Source organism: Enterococcus sp. LJL51 (genome assembly GCF_049894025.1).
Taxonomy (GTDB): Bacteria; Bacillota; Bacilli; order Lactobacillales; family Enterococcaceae; genus Enterococcus_L.
Genome location: NZ_JBNEQE010000016.1, coordinates 76,179 through 94,415, shown reverse-complemented (window position 1 = coordinate 94,415; position 18,237 = coordinate 76,179). Strand labels below are relative to the sequence as shown.

The following is an 18,237-nucleotide window of genomic DNA, read 5'->3' as shown; positions in this document are numbered from 1 at the left end:
TCAAAGCGTCGTTTGCGGTATTGGAAGGATTTATGTTAGGATATAACGGAGCTAAGACGGTTAAGGGAAAAGTAACTAAGGTTCCGGAAGTAGATGGGGATGCAGGAAGTACGTATCATGGACAGACAGTGCCGGGTGAGAAAGCCAGTGGGGCTGAGCCTATTAAGCAGCCAAATGATTTTGCTACAGAACCGTTCTTATCAGAAGAATATTATAAAAATAATTATTCTTCTATGGATGGTGTTCCGAATAGCAGAATGGAATATAATAGATTGGGTTCTAGTGGAAATGTAGAAAAATCCATTGTTATTTATGATAGTCAAGGAAAGCAGAGTATCAGAATAGATTATTCAGATCATGGAAATTCTTTACACCATACTAATCCACATATTCATGAGTTTGAATGGAATAATGGATATATAAATCCTAGTTCTAAGAAAAAATTCTTTTTAGATGAAAATGGGATTTTTCGTGAAGGGAAAATTGATAAAGCAACAAATAGTATAACATTTGATCTTGATAAATAAAAATGAATAGGAGAATTACTATGGCGGAATTTATTGAAAATCTTATAGAGGTAATAAATGCAGATAAAATTTTAGATGAAATTAAATCTCAGGGCTCATATTCTTTTTCTAATATTATGAAAATTGAATTTTGTATTGAAGAAAATATTTTTAATGAAAGTCGATCAGTTCTATACTTAGATTTTAAAGTTTCATTCTCAAAATCTAAGAGTATTCTACTAGCTAAAATTAAATTTAACAACGTTAGTAATTTATGTTTGAATAAATTAGCAAATAATATAGACATCTCTGAGGGACTTTATATCCATGATATGAAAAATGAACCCATGGATTGGCCTAATGAAGAAAGATTTCATATTCATGATGATAGCGGTTATGGACAAAACGACGGATATATGTATATTGATTTCTACTGTGAAAGTATTGAAGCAATAGGGTTAGAAGAGTTTCCTTACGAAGACTTCTAATTTATTTATAGTATAATCCTTGTTAAAAAATATTTGAAATAGAAATAATTAAAAAATAAAAAAGGCACTTTACTATTCGATTGGAGTCGGATAGTAAAGCCTTGACTAGCAAGCGTAAACTCACTATTCAAGTTGCCAATAGTTAATAAAAGCTAACTGTATTTATTGTACAAATAATGAACAATCTATTTTCGTAATAAAATAATAGGGGCATTAGCAAATTACAAATGGAAAAAAGTATTAGTGTGCCAGGCTAATACTCTTTTTTATACTTAAAGCCTCGTTCGCGGTACTGGAAGGGTTTATGTTAGGATATAAAGTTGGTAGTTATACACAGAAGAAGATTGAAGTCACTCAATTTGGTCAAGAAATTTTAACTAACAATCAAAAAGTAACTGATTTAGATATTGTAACTCCAAAGCACATAATTGAAGTTAAGAAATCTGCTTCGTCAATAAAAACTGATTAAATAGATAGGCTGATTGATTATAATAATCCCTAGTTTTTTAATTTTGAGTCAAAAAAATACTTGTATATTTTGATGAACCAATTCAGAATATCACTAATCCCAAAACCTTGGAAAAGATTGAGTATTTACGGAATTTGGAATCACAAAATAAGATAACAATAGTAAATTCACTAGATAATTTAGGAGAAGAGTTGAAATAAATGAGTATATCCTGTTCAATTTTATTAAAAGAAAATAGTTTTATAAATGCTACCGATTTGTATAATGTGATGGAAAAAATATCTAAAGAGAAAAAGTTCTTTTTTGCAAAGAATATGGTAGAAAGTGATAGTGAAAATCGTATCAAATTGATTAGAACAAACATCAGTGATAGACCTTTTCGGGATAGTGTATCTAGACAATTAAACGTGGATATATATGATGAACCTTATAAATTTAAAGAAATATCGTTTGACTGGTATGATAATAATATAGTTTTTTTTGAGGCAATAGTGATAGATTCAATTGATGGAAATGAAGATTTGTTATTCTACTTAACATTTGATTTTTTGTCCCTATATCCAGAAGCTTTGCTGTGGATAGAAGAAGATTGGTTTTATTCTTTAAAAGATTTAGAAAAAATGAATCCGGCTTCTATAGAGGAAGACTGGTGTTACCAAAATCCTTCAGAGTTTTAATTTTGTTTTAAAACAAAGGAGATAAACGAATAGAGTTATTAATGATAAATCGGAAATTGAAAACTATGTATATTTATTTTTCTTTTGTATTTCGGATATTTAATTTGTGTTTATGGTACAGAAATACAGAGAGAGGCATTAAAGCTATCATCTAAAGAGTAAGTTGTTTTTAAAGTAAATTAATAGTAGTGTTAGCAAATTACAAACGGAAAAGAGTATTAGTGTGACAGGCTAATACTCTTTTTTTATTCAAAGCCTCGTTTGTGGTACTGGAAGGCTTTGTGTTAGGATATAACGGAGTTAAGACGGTTAAGGGCAAAGTAACTAAGGTTCCTGAAGTAGGTGGGGATGCAGGAAATACGTATCATGGACAGACAGTTAGAGGGAAAAACTATCATGTGAGAATTGGCAGTAATGCTAGAAATCATTTAGAAAATTCAGAAGGGTTATTTAGAAAAGGTGGACAAGGAGTGAAGGGTGGACATAATATGGACGCTTTTTATGGAGAACTCCGTAATCAGGGTTTTAACATTGATGATTGTATTGTAAGTAAAACACCGCATCCAACGATAGAAGGAATTTATGAGATAGAATATAGGATTCCAGCTATTGACAATAAGAAAAGCATTATACCTAATCAATACAAAAATATTTCACGTCCTAAAACAGTATATGATTCGAATGTTTTTTCAAACGATGAGATATATAAAATGGGAGTAGAAGCAATGCAAAATGGAAAAATGAATGGGTATATTGTTGAAGGTTTTTCTTCTAATGGATTGAAATTCACAGGATATATTGACAAAGCAACTGGTGAAATAACAAACTTTTTCCCAACCTTAAAATAATTTGGAGGTATAGGTTTATGTATAAATTAGTCGTGAACAAATTGGATAAGGAAAAATTAATCAATCAATACTTCTTTTTAATTGGTGGATATATTGAAACTATGATGGAAAAATTCTTGAAAAAGGAGGCGTTTGGATTAGATGCAATGGGTATACTATTCAAAAGTGATTTGGATGAAGAGAATGATGAAGAAGAAATAGAGGAAATTAGAAATGATCAGATTTTACTTGTTTCAGAGTATCCCGCCTCTACAGAAGATGAAAAAGCCTATTATTATTACAATGAGTTTTATGAGTATTTAAAAATATTTATTGATGAGAATTATAATGATAATGATAAAATCAACAGTCTATTAAGTGAGATTAAGATAGAATTTCAATTGTAAAAAAATCCAGTGGAAATTATTAGGGATATTCAATCTAAATTAGAAATATAGAAGGTACTCTATCATAAGACTGATAATTAATGATAGAACCTTGACTAGTAAGTGTAATTTCACTAATCAGGTTGCCAATAGTTAATAAAAGCTAACTGTATTTATTGTACAAATAATGCACAAGCTATTTTCGTAATAAACTAATAGTAGTGTTAGCAAATTACAAACGAAAAAGAGTATTAGTGTGACAGGCTAATACTCTTTTTTTATACTTAAACCGATTTGTAGTATCTGAAGGCTTTATGTTAGGATATAACGGAGTTAAGACGGTTAAGGGAAAAAGTAACTAAGGTTTCGGGAGTAGCTTCAGATACAGGAAGTACGTATCATGGACAGACGGTGAAAAATGAGACAGCTAGTGGGGCTGAGACTATCAAGCAACCAAATGATTTTGCTACAGAACCGTTCTTACCAGAAGAGTATTATAAAAATAATTATTCTTCTATGGATGGTGTTCCGAACAGTAGAGTGGAATATAATAGATTGGGTTCTAGTGGAAATGTAGAAAAATCCGTCATTATTTATGATAAACAGGGGAAACAAAGTATAAGAATAGATTATTCAGATCATGGAAATTCTTTACACCATACTAATCCCCATATACATGAATATGAGTGGAAAAATGGCTATAAGCATCCTTCTTCTCATACAAAATATTTCTTAGATGACAATGATGTATTAAGGCCAGGGAGAATTGATCAAGGAACAAATAGTATTACTTTTTATTTTGATAAATAAAATAATTAGGAGGAAAAAAATGTTTGAATATATTGAAAATAGTAATGTGATTTTAGATGAGATAGGTTCAGATAATCCATTTCATTTTAGCGATATTATGAAAATAGAATATAATATTGAGGAAAATATTTTTAATGAAAAACGCTCAGTATTAATTTTAGATGTAAAGACTAAATTTTCAAAAAAGCCTCAAGTAATGTTATCAAAATTTAAATTTAATAATGTAAGTGAGTTATCGCTAAAAGAGGTTACTAATATTGACATCTATGACAGACTAATAATAAGAGATATGAAGAATGAACCTATGGATTGGCCAAGAGACAAAAGATATCATGTTCATGATGACAGTGGTTATGGAGAGAATGATGGATATAATTATATAAATTTTTATTGTGAAAGTATTGAAGCAATAGGATTAGAAGAGTTTCCTTACGAAGATTTCTAGTTTATTTGATGGAGACTATTTTAAAAAACTAAATAAATAAGAGTATTCTTATTTTGTGCCATCGATAAAAAGGGCCTCATTATCGATGACTTGATTCGTAATCAGCTGACGACGAAATAAAACAAAGGCTTCCTCTAACAGACCTGCCGTTGTCTCCTGACTTCTGAATCGATTAATGGTGCGATAGCTGACTTGTTCGTGGTTCGCTAACCAGCGCATACGATAGCTGTCATCCAACAGAAATTCCATTTTCCGACCAGAAAAGACACGCTGAGTATACGCATACAGAATAATTTTTAATAGCATCTTCGGGTGGTAGGCCGGTCGGCCTAATTGTTCTTCTAATTTATTAAAGAGTGTTTGCGGCATGGCTTCGACTAAGGCATTAACCGCAAAAGCGACATCCGTTTCAGGAATAAACTGTTCCAACTCTAATGGTAAAATCGTTTGATTGATGGTATAATTTTTAAACATAAAAGCACGCTCCTTTTGATTGGGTTTAGGCACTTTAATCTTACAAGGCTGTGTGCTTTTTGTGTACCCTAAAATTAAAAAAGTAGGACAATAATCAGATTTTCTTCTGACTATTGTCCCATTCCCTTTTTTATACTCAAAACATCGTTTGCGGTCTTTGAAGGCTTTGTGATAACGGAGCTAAGACGGTTATAGGAAAGGTAACCAAAGTGCCGGAAGTGGATGCAGATGTGGGAAGTCTGTATTGTGGATAGACAGCAAATTCCTAAGAACTGGCAATCACATTCAGCTTTTCTTATTATCAGAAAATACTGACAATAAAGCCTTTACATTGTTGAAAACTAAGTGTTATGATAAATAAAAAACGGGAGGAAAAAAATGGAAAACGAGCTTAGGGATTTGTTGCCGGAGTTTTGGCAAAAAAAATTTGAATCAACAAAAAAAGAGTACATTAAATTAACGTTTTCCAATGAAGGACCATTGGATTTAAAAACAAGTAAGGCAGGAGGAGTAGGCTATCTTCCTGTCACAGAAAATTACCCGCGGAACACGGAAACAGGTATGCCGCTCTTTTTATTAACACAGATTAATTTTGAAGAGCTGCCTGTCTGCAGCGGATTTCCTGAAAAGGGAATCTTAGCTTTTTATGTAGACTATACAGATGATTTAATTGGGGTAGATTATGAACAGTCGGAAAATCGTGCAGGTTATCATGTTTTTTACTTTAAGGACGATAGGACGACTTCTTATACCAAAGAGCAGCAGGAAGAAATTCAGAAGGAAGCGGTAGAGGGCAACGAGCTATATGCGGTAGTGGATGGAGAGTTTAGGATTACCGGCAGCTTGGATGCTCAAATATTAAATACAGATAGTTATGAATTTAAAAAAATCTTTGGTAAGACGATGTTTGAGTGGTTAAAGGATATCACCGATGATAGTGAGTTGGAAGAAAAAATTTATAATGCGCTACATAAGGGAGCTACTGGCAGTAAAATTGGTGGTTATCCATTTTTTACTCAGGAGGATCCACGTATCTATGAAGCAAAAACGGAGTACGACACACTATTGTTCCAACTAGATACAGAAAAAATTGGAGATTCATGGTCAATTATGTGGGGAGATATGGGTGTCGCCAATTTTTTCATTAACCATCAGGCATTGCAGCAAAAGGACTTTACAAAGATTTTATACAACTGGGATTGTGGCTGAGATATGTAGATATATAAGGGGAAATCGTTAGAAACAGACCAGTCGACTTTACTGCGCTTGTCAGTGCAAAATTGAACATTGAAAGGAGATAAAATATGAAGAAAATGCTGTTAGTCTCGATGTTTCAAAATGTTTATCCTTTCGTAAAAGAGATTGAGCCGGCGATTAGCGGACAAACAATCACTTATATCCCGACTGCAAGCAAGGTAGAGAAATTGGGTTTTTTTGTAAGGTTAGGTAAACGGAAATTAAGAAAACTTGGGTTGGCAATTGAAGAGCTGGATATCTCTACGGCATCCTACGAAACAATTAAGAGTACATTGGAAAGAAATGATTGTATTTATATTGCGGGTGGAAATACTTTTTTCCTGCTTCAGGAGATGAAACGAACAGGCGCCGACAAGTTAATTATAGAAGCAGTCAATGGTGGTAAGCTCTATATAGGAGAATCAGCTGGAGCAATCATTGTAGCACCAGATATTGAATATTCATCTCCAATGGATGATAAGCAGAAGGCGCCTCAGTTGCAGAATTATTCTGGTTTACAGTTAGTTGATTTTTATGTTGTGCCTCATCAGGGGCACTGGCAGTTTAAGGAAACTGTTGCCACTATCAGTGAGAACTATTCTGGAAAATTAGATTTAAGAATAATCAATGATCATCAAGCAGTTTTTGTTGAAGGAGAGAAGGTTCGATTGCTTGAAAAATAGCTGCGTAGTTTCACAGAATTTTTTCTCAAACAAAGAGTCACACGTCGCAGATATTATTCTATTAAAAGTTGTGAATGAAGGCACACACAATTATTTTGCAGACTAATCCTGCAGGTGAGAGTATTGCCCGACTTATTTCCAAAGAAGCAGCTTTTGGATTGTCGTTTATTTAAAATTAGGCAGACTAAGAGTCTGGAGAGGTATCATTGTCTCAAACAAATACAACTGAAATCTGTAGCTTCTATAAAGCAAGGAGAAATTACATGCTAAAGCTAAAAGAATACAAGCTATTGCCAGTAACTGTGCCGGAAAAAGAACTTTATCATCTTTTTTGTGAAGCAATCTCAAATTTTGAAAATGGTCGTGTAGATAAGGGTAATTTTTTTGAAATATTGGTAGAATTAACGGATCGACAAGGATATACTTATGAGATTTTAAAGGAACCGTTAAAATCTGAACTAGACAATTTAGTATGTAGCTTATGGAATACTGAAAGCTATGTAGATGTGGATATTCTGCTGGTGATTATCCTTAGTTTAGGATTAGTGAAGAGCTTCAATCAAGTTAAAGAATCGATTGCAGATAGAACAGATATTGATGGGCAAATACTTCTGGAAATACAAGAAGCAATTAGTGAAGCGGAGGAGAATATAGCCAATCCTTATCATGATTACTAAATAAAGCGTTGTTAGTAATGAAAATAGATAGGAAGTATATGTGGAGGACAAACAGTACGATAGTCAAAGAAGCAGTTCTTCCAATTATTTTATGGGATGAGCTAAACAGGTACATTTTAGAAGAAAAATGAGCAATAGGATTGTCGACGTATATGACAATCCTACTGCTCATATATTTTTATAAAACAGGCCAGATGCCCTGATTCCTTAAAATCAAACAACAGTGATTTTTAGATAAGCGGCAGGCGCAAGATAAAAGTAGCACCTACGCCAGGGTGACTATCTACAGTGATTGTTCCGCCAAGCTGTTCGCTGTAAGCCTGAACAATGGCGAGCCCTAGTCCAGTGCCTCCGGAATAACGGGCCCGGGCTTTATCCACCCGATAAAAACGCTCAAAAATTCGAGTTTGTTCTTCCAGAGGTATGCCAATGCCGTTATCTTGAACCGAAATCACTAATTCTTGTGAATGCAGTCCGAAGGAAATCTTGAGCTCCCCATCCACAGTAGAATATTGGACTGCATTTTCAATCAGATTCTTTACAATCGGATGAAAAAGCTCATAAATAGTATTGAAGGTAAGTTTTCTTGCCCCAGTAATAGATACCTGCAGTTTCTTTTCCTTGATTGGGCGCTGATAAGAATGAACAATTTCCTTAATGAAGGAGTATAGTTCAATTTTCTGCTCTCCATAGCTGCTTTTAGAGTCTCTGGAAAGTAAAATAATTTCTTGAATGAGCCGCTGTAGCCGATAGGCATCTTTTTGAATAATTTTTAAAAACTCTGTTAGTGTTTCCGGGTCGTCTTTGGCACCATCCAAGAGTGTTTCAGTAAAACCAATTAAAGAAGTAACTGGTGTTTTCAGCTCATGAGAAACATTACCGACGAAATCTGTTTGGATTTTTTCCAGTCGACGTACTTGAGAAAGGTCATAGGCAACACCAAAAATTTGGTGGTTATTATAGTCATTATCAAAATAGTGTAATGAAAGGTCAATGATCGTTTCCGTTGATTTGGAAGCAAGCGTAATTTCCTGTTGAACATTGCGCTCCTCTGTAATTGCCTGATTGATCAACTGAATCAAAATGGGTTCATTGATTGTTTCTACATAGCTTTCCCGTTTGGCGGGCACTGTCCAAATGTCCAAAAAGCCGCACATTACAGGATTAATTAATTCCAGATTCCCATTCTTATCAATAATAAAAACACCAATCATCAGCTCGTTGAGTAGACTGTGCAGCTGCTGTTCTGTAGATGTGTAGGCACGATATGTTTCACTCATCTGGTTGCTTAGCTCATTTGCTGTTTCGTATAATTCGTGCCATTCAGAAGACTGCTGGATGATTGAACGATTTTTCTCAGGCTGTTGAAGCATCCGTTTCAGAAAAGGCAAGACGGTAAGTAGAGGTTTGTTCTTTTGCCGAATCATAAGTAGTAAAAAGACTGTAATGATAAGAAAGAGCAATCCAAAAATGATGATTAAGAAATTGCGAAATGCCGCTAGACTACTGGAAAATTTGCTGGCTTCTTCGGAAATTCGGATAATGCCGATTAATTCCCCTCTTATTTTTACAGGAATCGCCAGATAAAGCAGTTCTGAGTTTAGTGTAGCACTGGTCCGATGATCAGAGCCAAAAGCTGCACCGTTTAAAACAGCTTTAATTTCTGGTCGATTAGAACGGGAATCATCCAGATTCTTATCGATTGTGTCATAAAATACCTTCCCGCTAGGGTCTAACAAACTGATTCGTTCTTCATTATCAGCTATGTAGGCTTTCAAAAAGCTCTGCTCTTTTGCAGCAAGTTCCTTTTCTCTGAAAATGCTGACTGGAAGCTGATTGGTTAGGAATTCTGCTTTCTTTTGCAAGTAGCTTTCCTGCTGATTCATCAGCTCTTGTCTGAAAAAGGAATTAATAGTAAATAGGCTGACAAAAAATAATAGCAGCATGCTTATAATGGTGAGGAAATATTCCAGACGCTGCCGTTTATTCATTTTTTAGGCTCCTGGAAACGGTAGCCAAAACCGCGGACGGTTACTAGATAAACTGGACGTTTTGGGTCTTTTTCAATTTTGTCACGCAGATGACTGATATGGACATCCACAATTCTACTTTGACCAGAAAAATCATACTGCCAAATCCGCTCCAGTAAGGTATCCCGATTGACAACACGGTCTTTTCTTTTCATGAAATATAGAAGCAGTTCGTATTCTTTTGGAGTAAGTTCGATTTTTTTTCCTTGAACAAACACTTCATAGTTTTCCTCATCAACCTGAATTTCTCCGATAACCAGAGGTGCTTTCAGTTCATTTCTCTCCTCAGAATTACGAGGGCTGACGTTCATCCTTCTAAATATAGCCTTCATGCGGGCGAGAACTTCACGGGGGCTGAAAGGCTTCGTTAGATAATCATCTGCACCAATTTCTAAACCAATAATTTTATCTACTTGATCATCTTTAGCTGTTAAAATCAGGATTGGCGTCTCTACTTTTTCTCTTCTAAGTGCTTTAGTAATATCAAGTCCATCCATTCCGGGAAGCATTAAATCCAAAATGATAAAGTCAAAGGAGTTGCCTAGTGCTAGTTCATATGCTTCAGTTCCAGTATCTGTAGTGGTTACCTGATACCCTTCCTTTTCAAGATTAAATTTCAATAAAGTTAAAATAGAAGGTTCATCATCTACAACTAATACATGTTTCATGGAGTCGCTCCTTTAATAATTAGGGATAAAGTGACGTCAGTCACCGCTGAAAATTGCCTTCTGCTGGGTAACAGCTTGCGTCTTTATTTTAGCACAGTTTCACTAATAGATGTTTATCTATCAACTTCTTAGGTTTCTATTTTTGGAGAAGAAAAAATTGTACACGTGATTTATTCAAAAGAATTGCTCAAGAGCTTTTGATACAGTTCAAACTGATCAAGACCGTAAGCACTGTAACCCAAATCTACAGCAGCAATATATTGAAATTCAAAAGCCCTGTAAAGATTTTTAGCCGGAATATTTTCTTCATAGACATCTAAACGAAGAGCTTTTATCTCCATTTGCCGACTATAGCTGATAATGCTGCGCATCATCTGTTTTCCGATACCCATAGTTAGAAAGTCAGGATGGACTGCGAAAGTACGAACAACAAAAATATCCTTGTAGTCTAAATGGATTTGCCAATCAGCCAGAGAATAGGCAGCTTCTGGTTCGTGGTTCAAAATAACTGCGCCAATAATTCTGCCTTGTTTACGGAAGACAAAAAGATTACTAGCTGCCACTGCTTGTTCTGCTGTTTCCCTGGTAGGGTAAATCGCCTTTTGCCAGCCGGGATAATTAGTATGAGCAGCTAGATAATCATTGAGTGCATCATATAATAATGCTACCTCATTCACATCGTGTTTCCTGGCTTTTTCAATCAGTTTAATTACCCCTTTCTTTTCTAACAGTGTTTGGATAGTATTATAGCTTATTTATTATTATACAGATGAGTCGCTGTTTCTGTCAGTTTTTTTAGAGAATAGCTATGTTAGTAATAACTTTGTAGACAGTATAGAGAAAATGGTATAATGGACTAGATTTATAGTAGGGCGATGACAGATAAATAGTAAAATTGGTTTTGGGGGTAAAAAAATGATTGGAATCAGCGCCTGTCTCGGAGGCAGCTGCTGTCGTTACGACGGCACAGCAAAAACAATTCCAGAGCTGCAGCCGCTTATTGAGGCTGGAAAAGCTGTCTTGATTTGTCCGGAAGTACTAGGCGGCTTGGAGATACCTAGAGAGCCAGCAGAAATAGTCGGTGGCGACGGCTGGGATGTTTGGACTGGTAAAGCAAGTGTTCTGACTATCAGTGGCGAAGATGTAACAGCTGCTTTTAAAACTGGTGCAAAACGAGCGTACCAAAAATTAAAGGAGCAGCAAATCACTCATCTCTTAACCAAAGAAAACAGTCCTTCCTGTGGTAAACAGCTGATTTATGATGGTCGTTTTTCTGGAATGAAAAAAGCAGGAGTTGGTGTCGCGGTTGCCTATTTTGAACAGCACGGTATTAACGTAATGCCAGAAAGTAAGTGGAAACAAGTATTGGAGGAAGTAGAGCTGCATGAGTGAAAAGGAAGTATTAAAAGTATTCAATGCTGAATATGAAAGTATTGGAACAGCAACCCGGGAGCAAATTCATCAGCAAGGGCTTTGGCATGAAACTTTTCATTGTTGGTTCTATGAGTTAAAAGCTGATGATTTAATTATTTATTTTCAAAAAAGAGCACGAACCAAAAAGGATTTTCCCGGAATGCTGGATATCACTGCTGCAGGTCATCTTCTAGCAGCCGAGCAGGTTGCAGATGGGTTTCGCGAGGTAGAAGAAGAGCTAGGGATTAAAATAATGCCTGAGCAGGCAGAATCGCTGGGGGTATTTATTGTTGAAATTGCCTTGGACGGTTTTATTGATAATGAATTTACCAATGTCTTTTTAGTTCGTCAGGAGCTGGCTGCTCGGACATTTCTTTTACAGGAAGAGGAAGTAGAGGGGCTTTTCCCAATCACTCTTACAAGTTTTAAACAGTTGTTTAAAAATGAAGTTTCTCAGCTGAGCGTTGAAGGGCTTTGTCAGCAGGACGGTCAGCAGTTTTCAGTGGTTCAAACGGTTCGAATGTCTGATTTCTGTGCCAATGCCCGCTCGTACTATGAACAACTACTGGCTGCTTTTGAAAAAATCCTTGAAAATCATTCCAAGACTCTTGACTATTGGAAATGAAATCGGTAACCTAGAAGGGATTGAGATGGAGGAATAAACATGGAAATCGAAAAAACGAACCGTATGAACGCCCTGTTTGAATTTTACTCCACATTGCTGACTGAAAAGCAGATGAACTACATGGAATTATATTATGCAGATGATTTTTCTCTTGGCGAAATCGCTGAAGAATATCAAGTGAGCAGACAGGCCGTTTATGACAATATCAAGCGGACAGAAAAAATTATTGAAGAATACGAACGGAAACTCCACTTGTTTTCGGACTATATTGTTAGGGGAGAGCTGCTTGACAAGCTAAAAACCTACTCCACTGAAACGTACCCGAAAGATGAGGCATTAATTCATTATATCGAACAAATTCAAGAAATAGAGGAATGAGAATATGGCATTTGAAAGTTTAACAGAACGTCTACAGCAAGCGATGAGCAAGCTGCGCCGTAAAGGAAAAATATCCGAAGCAGATGTAAAAGAAATGATGAGAGAAATCCGCTTGGCATTATTGGAGGCCGATGTTAACCTCCAGGTTGTTAAAGACTTTACAAAGCGGGTTAGAGAACGTGCGGTTGGAGCGGAAGTATTGGAAAGCTTATCTCCAGCTCAGCAGATAGTAAAAATAGTTGATGAAGAGCTGACTGCAACCTTAGGGACAGAGACAGCCGAACTGAATAAGTCTCCTAAAATTCCTACTGTAATTATGATGGTTGGTCTTCAAGGGGCTGGTAAAACGACATTTGCAGGTAAGCTGGCAAATCAGCTGATAAAGAATGAAAAAGCCCGTCCGTTGATGATTGCTGCCGATGTATACCGTCCAGCAGCGATTGATCAGCTGAAGGTTCTGGGGCAGCAATTGGATGTTCCTGTGTTTGATATGGGAACAGATACGAATCCTGTAGAAATTGTAAAGCAGGGGATGGCACTTGCGGCTGAAAAGAAAAATGACTATGTTCTAATCGATACTGCCGGACGTCTTCACATTGATGAGGGACTGATGGATGAGCTGAAACAGATTAAAGCAATTGCCGAACCAAATGAAATCTTACTGGTTGTGGATGCTATGACTGGACAGGATGCAGTCAATGTTGCTGACAGCTTTAATCAACAGCTGGGGATTACCGGGGTAGTTATTACAAAGCTTGATGGTGATACTCGTGGTGGTGCGGCGCTTTCTATCCGTGCAGTGACTGGTGCGCCAATCAAATTCATTGGTTCCGGTGAAAAACTAACGGACTTAGAGGTTTTCCATCCGGATCGGATGTCCAGCCGTATTTTAGGTATGGGGGATATGCTGACCCTTATTGAAAAAGCTCAGCAGGATTATGACGAGAAAAAAGCTGAAGAGCTTGCTCAGAAAATGAAAGAAAACAGCTTCGACTTCAATGACTTCATCGAACAGATGGATCAGGTGATGGGGATGGGGCCGATTGAAGACCTGCTGAAAATGATTCCAGGAATGAGCGGGATGCCGGGCTTGGAAAATGTTCAAGTAGACCCCAAGGATATGGCGCGTAAAAAAGCAATGGTTCAGTCTATGACGCCCGCAGAACGGGAAAATCCGGATTTATTGAACCCTAGCCGTAGACGTCGGATTGCTGCAGGTTCAGGAAATACGGTCGTAGAAGTAAACAAGATGATTAAGCAGTTCAAAGAATCCAAGAAAATGATGCAGCAGATGACCAATGGAAACATGAATATTCCTGGGATGGATCAGATGTTTGGCGGTGGAATCAAAGGCAAGCTAGGCAAGATGGCTATGAATCGCATGGTGAAAAAGAACAAAAAGAAAAAGAAGAAAAAGAAAAAATAAAAAGCTGGACAACAAGCGGCCAACATCTTTTGGCAGGATGAAAACAGCAGAAATTTTTGCTGAAGCTCATAAGCAATGAGTTCAGATGGGATGTGTATGGAGCAGCTGCTCCATAGATTTATAGTAGTTATGATACCTGCATTCGTCAATTTGATGAATGCAGGTATCTTTTTTAGTAACAATTTATAGCGGAAATGATCTATTTCTCTTCTTCTAAATCCACAGTGATAACAGACGGCTCAGCAACTCTCCTAGAATAGATTAAAGCAAAAATACTAATAAGCAGTGTAGCAACCAGATAGATCTGCCAGCTAAAGACAGGTGTCAAAGTGTTGGCAATGCCTAGGAAAACGGCTTGCCCTACTGGACCGCCTAACAGAACAAGGGTATTAAAAATTCCACTGGTAACAGCCAGTTGCTTTTCGTCAATTTGGCGCATCATATAGGCGGATACTCTTGGATTCATTTTCCCAGTTAGATAGCCGACAATGAAAAGACAAACAATCATGAGTAAAGAATGTTTAAAAATTAGAAAGTTCAACGCCAAAACTCCCAAAACCACCATAGTAGCAGAGATTAGCGGCAGTGTAGAAACAGATTTAAGGAAGTCATTTGTAAATAATGAACCAATAATTATTCCAGCCGATAATGTGATGCCGATGACCGCCAATGTATTGCCGTAATTTCCTAACCACATCGGCTCTATAGTCAGCAGGCTGACGTTCATCAGACCATCGATACATGTTCCAAGTGTATTAACAGCTAGAGCAAATAGAGCAATGATTTTTAAAAAGCGGTTTGTATAAAGCAGCTGTAATGTTTCCAACAGGTTTGACTTAAAACCTGATTTTGCCTGCGTTTTAATGGAGTGATGATTGGGTTCGGCTGCTCTCAACAATTTTCTTTGCTGAAATATTGCAGCACCTGCTAGTAAAAATGTCCCGGCGTTTATCAACCCGAAAGCAGAAAAATCATAACGAAGCAGTATGATAACCCAAGCACCAACGCCTTGAAAAATAATTTGTACGAGCGTTTGCGTAGCTGTTTGAAAGCCAAGAGCTTCTTCTAAAAGCTCTTCAGGAATGAGGCGGCGTAAAAGCGGGAGCTGAAGCCCGCCGCCATAGGCTCCTAAACAGTCAGAAACAATATTGATGAACAGCAGCAGCAGAAACAAGGGAACGGAAGAAGGCAGACGAATCGCAATTGTCAGCAGAATGAAGAGTAGGAATTGTCCTATTCGTGAAATAATCATCCAGCGGGTTTTATGTCGGGTTTGATCAGCCAGATATCCTGTAATAATGTTTAGCAAACTGGGGATGAGTAAAGCCATTGAAGCAAGTGAGACGGCCATTCCTTTAAATGGTGTAGTGCTGGCATAAATAATAAAAACAATATTGAATAAGCTATTGCCGATTCCATTGAGCAGAGCAGCATTGATGAGTGCCCGATAACCTTTATTTTTTCGATATTCATTCATAAAAAAATACGCCTTTTCAGTTTATTTTTAGCGGCCGGCTAAATTTATTTTGTATGTTTACTATAAACAAGGTATGATTAAATCGAGTCAAAAATCCACTATAGTAGAAAAAAGGTGAGGTATATGCGAGAAGGCGAGTTGTTTCGGCAATTAAGAAAAGATCGGGGATTAAGTTTAAAAAAAGTAGCTGATGAGCTAAATAGTGTCTCATTCATCAGCAAGTTTGAGCAGGGGAACTCTAACATCAGCATTCATCGGTTAGAACGTTTATTGGAAAATATCAATGTAACGATTGAAGAATTTTATTACTTACGCGCTCCAAAATCTCAGGTAAAGTTGTTTACACTGTTGACAGATTTGCCCCATTATATGACTGGGACTTACTTAGTTTATTTGAATCGGATTATGATTATAAATGAAAAATATAACTTATATCAACGAGAGAAGGGAATTGCCGAGCTGAGAAAAATCTATAGTGAACTGGACGGTAGTATCCGTTGGCAGAATTTTGTGCAATTGTTCTGTCAAATATTGATAGACTCCTATCAGGCGAATCTTCACAAAGTGAAAGGAGTAGGAGCACAGAAGCTTTTTGACAACTTTAGGATAAAAACGCGTCCAGTTGTGAGTTATCTATATAGTGTGGAAAATTGGGGAGTATTTGAAGTGTTAATTTTTCGTTTCTTTCAGTTCGCTTTTCCTGTTGAGACGATTCGCCAGCTGTTGCCCACGGCACTTTCCCGAATGGAAAAAGAAGCAGGTCTTTCGATGATGAGAGACCTACGCACAAGTCTCCTGTTTTCTGTTTTCACAACCTTCATCAATTTTCGATACATCGATGAATGTAAAGAAGTATTGAAAATATTAGAAAAAATTTTGTCAGATACCTCGGATTCGGCAAATAGCATTCATCTTTTATTTTATAAAGGCTGGTTTCAAATGGTTACAGAGTCGAAAGAGAAAGGGCTGGAAAAGTGCCAGCAGGCAATCTCAATTTTTCGAATTTTAAATTTGCCAAAACTTGTTCAAAATTCAGAATACATTTTGGAAATTGTTCTACAAAACTTGGAGAAACCCGATGATTACATGGTTTTTAGCTAAAAAATAAAGAGTGAGGGAAAGGAGTTAAGCTATGGAAAAATGTGAATGGGCAAAAACTAGTGAAAAGATGGAGCACTATCATGATGAGGTGTGGGGTGTTCCTGTCTACGAAGACAGATTACTGTTTCGTAAACTAGTTCTGGATATTAATCAAGCTGGGCTGAGCTGGCAGACGATATTGAATAAAGCAGAGGCATTTGATACAGCATTTGATTTTTTTGATATTGATAAAGTTGCCTTCTATGATGAAAAGAAAATTATTGAACTGCTGGAAAATCCTGAAATTATTCGAAACCGCAGAAAAATTGAAGCGGCTATTCATAATGCAAGAATTGTTCAGAAAATTCAGAAAGAGCACGGCAGTTTTTCAGTTTATTTGTGGCGGTTTGTTGATTATCAGCCACTAGATATGAAACGAAGTAAACTGAATCCACCAGTTGTTACGAATGAGCTGTCTGATGAAATTAGTGCAGCAATGAAAAAGGATGGATTTAAATTTATTGGAAGTACAATTATTTATGCGTATCTTCAAGCGGTTGGAATTATTAATGACCACGTGATTGAATGCTGGCGGCATGATGAAATCCAAAATTTGGTAAAAGGCTAACAGGAGTAGCTGAGCTGACTGAGAAATCTGTATTTGACTACGAGGTAGTGAAGGATGGGCAGCTTTTTATTTAGTATAAAAAGAGGCAGATTATGAAGCGTTACAGCTGCTGATTTGGAGATGAGACTGTTGAGTAGTAATAAAGCTGCTTGCAAAAGCAACTGGTATTTTTAAGTGGGAAAACGAACGTATTCCAAAGAAATAAACATTAATCGGATATTGCTAAAGACAAAAAAATACCTCTAAGCAGAAAAACCTGCTCAGAGGTTTTTTTTTATGAATTTGCTTCAGTAAACGCGATAAAACTATCCATGATTGCTTGTAAAAAGCCAGTAGTTCCTTCAGCAATTGTACCGTCTTCGTTAATTAGGTTTGCAATGTTGCCGATATAGGCTTCAGGCTGCTGTAAAGTTGGTACATTTAGAAAGACAAGGGACTGTCTCAAATGATGATTTGCTCCAAATCCACTAATCGCACCTGGAGAAACACTAACGACTAAGCCGGGCTTCTTATCCCAAACGCTTTGTCCATATGGACGGGAGCCGACATCTAAACCATTTTTTAAAACAGCAGGAACTGAACGATTATACTCAGGGGTGAAGAAGGCAAGAGCGTCAACTGCTTTTACCTGATTTCTAAATGTAGTCCAGGCTGGTGTTGGCGTACCTTCATCATCCAAATCTTGATTATACAGCTCTAAAGGAGCTAAATCGATAAATACTGCTTCATATCCTTCTGGCAGCAGCTCAGCAAATGCTTTTGCCACCTTACGGGTATAAGATTCTTTTCTTAAGCTTCCTACAAAAAATCCAATTTTCTTTGTCATAACTAATT

At 36.7% G+C, this 18,237-nt stretch carries 21 protein-coding genes and 2 pseudogenes; 17 read left to right on the top strand and 6 right to left on the bottom strand.

Annotated features, from left to right (window positions below):
- The 8 genes and pseudogenes from ACPWSO_RS14165 to ACPWSO_RS14130 form a co-directional block, all read left to right on the top strand.
- Window positions 1-527 (top strand): annotated as a pseudogene (locus ACPWSO_RS14165) (hypothetical protein); the annotation flags it as partial.
- 20 nt (window positions 528-547) lie between these two features.
- The gene (locus tag ACPWSO_RS14160) at window positions 548-994 is read left to right on the top strand and encodes a hypothetical protein (RefSeq protein ID WP_426084225.1); all 447 of its coding nucleotides are present in this window, start codon (window positions 548-550) and stop codon (window positions 992-994) included.
- A gap of 304 nt (window positions 995-1,298) precedes the next feature.
- Window positions 1,299-1,463, top strand: a complete 165-nt coding sequence (locus tag ACPWSO_RS14155; protein ID WP_426084224.1) for a hypothetical protein — start codon at window positions 1,299-1,301, stop codon at window positions 1,461-1,463.
- A 200-nt stretch (window positions 1,464-1,663) separates the two neighbouring features.
- Window positions 1,664-2,140: a hypothetical protein gene (locus tag ACPWSO_RS14150; RefSeq protein ID WP_426084223.1), complete on the top strand. Its 477-nt coding sequence runs from the start codon at window positions 1,664-1,666 to the stop codon at window positions 2,138-2,140.
- 281 nt (window positions 2,141-2,421) lie between these two features.
- Complete coding sequence (locus ACPWSO_RS14145) at window positions 2,422-2,988, top strand: CdiA family toxin C-terminal domain-containing protein (RefSeq protein WP_426084222.1); 567 nt, start codon at window positions 2,422-2,424, stop codon at window positions 2,986-2,988.
- 17 nt (window positions 2,989-3,005) lie between these two features.
- On the top strand, window positions 3,006-3,374 hold the full coding sequence (locus ACPWSO_RS14140) for a hypothetical protein (RefSeq protein ID WP_426084221.1): 369 nt from the start codon (window positions 3,006-3,008) through the stop codon (window positions 3,372-3,374).
- Between the two features lie 390 nt (window positions 3,375-3,764).
- Window positions 3,765-4,163 (top strand): hypothetical protein, encoded by a 399-nt coding sequence (locus ACPWSO_RS14135; RefSeq protein WP_426084220.1) that lies wholly within the window; start codon window positions 3,765-3,767, stop codon window positions 4,161-4,163.
- A 19-nt stretch (window positions 4,164-4,182) separates the two neighbouring features.
- Entirely contained in the window at window positions 4,183-4,608 is a 426-nt protein-coding gene (locus ACPWSO_RS14130; protein ID WP_426084219.1) for a hypothetical protein, read from the top strand.
- A gap of 51 nt (window positions 4,609-4,659) precedes the next feature.
- Here ACPWSO_RS14130 and ACPWSO_RS14125 read toward each other — a convergent pair.
- Window positions 4,660-5,082: pseudogene (locus ACPWSO_RS14125) on the bottom strand (transposase); the annotation flags it as partial.
- A gap of 378 nt (window positions 5,083-5,460) precedes the next feature.
- Between ACPWSO_RS14125 and ACPWSO_RS14120 the strand changes: the two are divergent.
- From ACPWSO_RS14120 to ACPWSO_RS14110, 3 genes are all read left to right on the top strand, one after another.
- On the top strand, window positions 5,461-6,291 hold the full coding sequence (locus ACPWSO_RS14120; RefSeq protein WP_426084218.1) for a YwqG family protein: 831 nt from the start codon (window positions 5,461-5,463) through the stop codon (window positions 6,289-6,291).
- A 95-nt stretch (window positions 6,292-6,386) separates the two neighbouring features.
- On the top strand, window positions 6,387-7,001 hold the full coding sequence (locus tag ACPWSO_RS14115; protein ID WP_426084217.1) for a Type 1 glutamine amidotransferase-like domain-containing protein: 615 nt from the start codon (window positions 6,387-6,389) through the stop codon (window positions 6,999-7,001).
- A gap of 263 nt (window positions 7,002-7,264) precedes the next feature.
- Window positions 7,265-7,678: a hypothetical protein gene (locus tag ACPWSO_RS14110; protein ID WP_426084216.1), complete on the top strand. Its 414-nt coding sequence runs from the start codon at window positions 7,265-7,267 to the stop codon at window positions 7,676-7,678.
- 230 nt (window positions 7,679-7,908) lie between these two features.
- Here the strand turns inward: ACPWSO_RS14110 and ACPWSO_RS14105 are convergent, their stop codons facing one another.
- From ACPWSO_RS14105 to ACPWSO_RS14095, 3 genes are all read right to left on the bottom strand, one after another.
- Entirely contained in the window at window positions 7,909-9,669 is a 1,761-nt protein-coding gene (locus ACPWSO_RS14105; protein ID WP_426084215.1) for an ATP-binding protein, read from the bottom strand.
- A complete protein-coding gene (locus tag ACPWSO_RS14100) occupies window positions 9,666-10,376 on the bottom strand; it encodes a response regulator transcription factor (protein WP_426084214.1) in 711 nt (236 codons plus the stop codon). Before ACPWSO_RS14100 ends, ACPWSO_RS14105 begins: the two co-directional genes overlap by 4 nt.
- 170 nt (window positions 10,377-10,546) lie before the next feature.
- Complete coding sequence (locus tag ACPWSO_RS14095; RefSeq protein WP_426084213.1) at window positions 10,547-11,053, bottom strand: GNAT family N-acetyltransferase; 507 nt, start codon at window positions 11,051-11,053, stop codon at window positions 10,547-10,549.
- Between the two features lie 238 nt (window positions 11,054-11,291).
- On the opposite strand from ACPWSO_RS14095, the gene ACPWSO_RS14090 reads away from it, so the two are divergent.
- Genes ACPWSO_RS14090 through ffh form a run of 4 tightly spaced genes read left to right on the top strand, consistent with a single transcriptional unit; the run spans window position 11,292 to window position 14,218 of the window.
- Window positions 11,292-11,768, top strand: a complete 477-nt coding sequence (locus ACPWSO_RS14090; RefSeq protein WP_426084212.1) for a DUF523 domain-containing protein — start codon at window positions 11,292-11,294, stop codon at window positions 11,766-11,768.
- Window positions 11,761-12,414: an NUDIX hydrolase gene (locus ACPWSO_RS14085; protein WP_426084211.1), complete on the top strand. Its 654-nt coding sequence runs from the start codon at window positions 11,761-11,763 to the stop codon at window positions 12,412-12,414. The genes ACPWSO_RS14090 and ACPWSO_RS14085 overlap by 8 nt, the downstream gene beginning before the upstream one ends.
- 39 nt (window positions 12,415-12,453) lie before the next feature.
- A complete protein-coding gene (locus ACPWSO_RS14080) occupies window positions 12,454-12,792 on the top strand; it encodes a putative DNA-binding protein (RefSeq protein ID WP_426084210.1) in 339 nt (112 codons plus the stop codon).
- Window positions 12,793-12,796: 4 nt separating this feature from the next.
- Window positions 12,797-14,218 (top strand): signal recognition particle protein, encoded by a 1,422-nt coding sequence (gene ffh, locus ACPWSO_RS14075; RefSeq protein WP_426084209.1) that lies wholly within the window; start codon window positions 12,797-12,799, stop codon window positions 14,216-14,218.
- A 199-nt stretch (window positions 14,219-14,417) separates the two neighbouring features.
- On the opposite strand, the gene ACPWSO_RS14070 is transcribed toward ffh, so the two are convergent.
- Entirely contained in the window at window positions 14,418-15,695 is a 1,278-nt protein-coding gene (locus tag ACPWSO_RS14070; protein WP_426084208.1) for an MFS transporter, read from the bottom strand.
- Between the two features lie 123 nt (window positions 15,696-15,818).
- Between ACPWSO_RS14070 and ACPWSO_RS14065 the strand changes: the two genes are divergently transcribed.
- Both ACPWSO_RS14065 and ACPWSO_RS14060 read left to right on the top strand, forming a co-directional pair.
- Window positions 15,819-16,796 (top strand): helix-turn-helix domain-containing protein, encoded by a 978-nt coding sequence (locus tag ACPWSO_RS14065; RefSeq protein WP_426084207.1) that lies wholly within the window; start codon window positions 15,819-15,821, stop codon window positions 16,794-16,796.
- A 31-nt stretch (window positions 16,797-16,827) separates the two neighbouring features.
- Window positions 16,828-17,403: a DNA-3-methyladenine glycosylase I gene (locus ACPWSO_RS14060; protein WP_426084206.1), complete on the top strand. Its 576-nt coding sequence runs from the start codon at window positions 16,828-16,830 to the stop codon at window positions 17,401-17,403.
- A gap of 274 nt (window positions 17,404-17,677) precedes the next feature.
- On the opposite strand, the gene ACPWSO_RS14055 is transcribed toward ACPWSO_RS14060, so the two are convergent.
- On the bottom strand, window positions 17,678-18,229 hold the full coding sequence (locus ACPWSO_RS14055) for an NADPH-dependent FMN reductase (RefSeq protein ID WP_426084205.1): 552 nt from the start codon (window positions 18,227-18,229) through the stop codon (window positions 17,678-17,680).
- Window positions 18,230-18,237 lie beyond the last annotated feature (8 nt).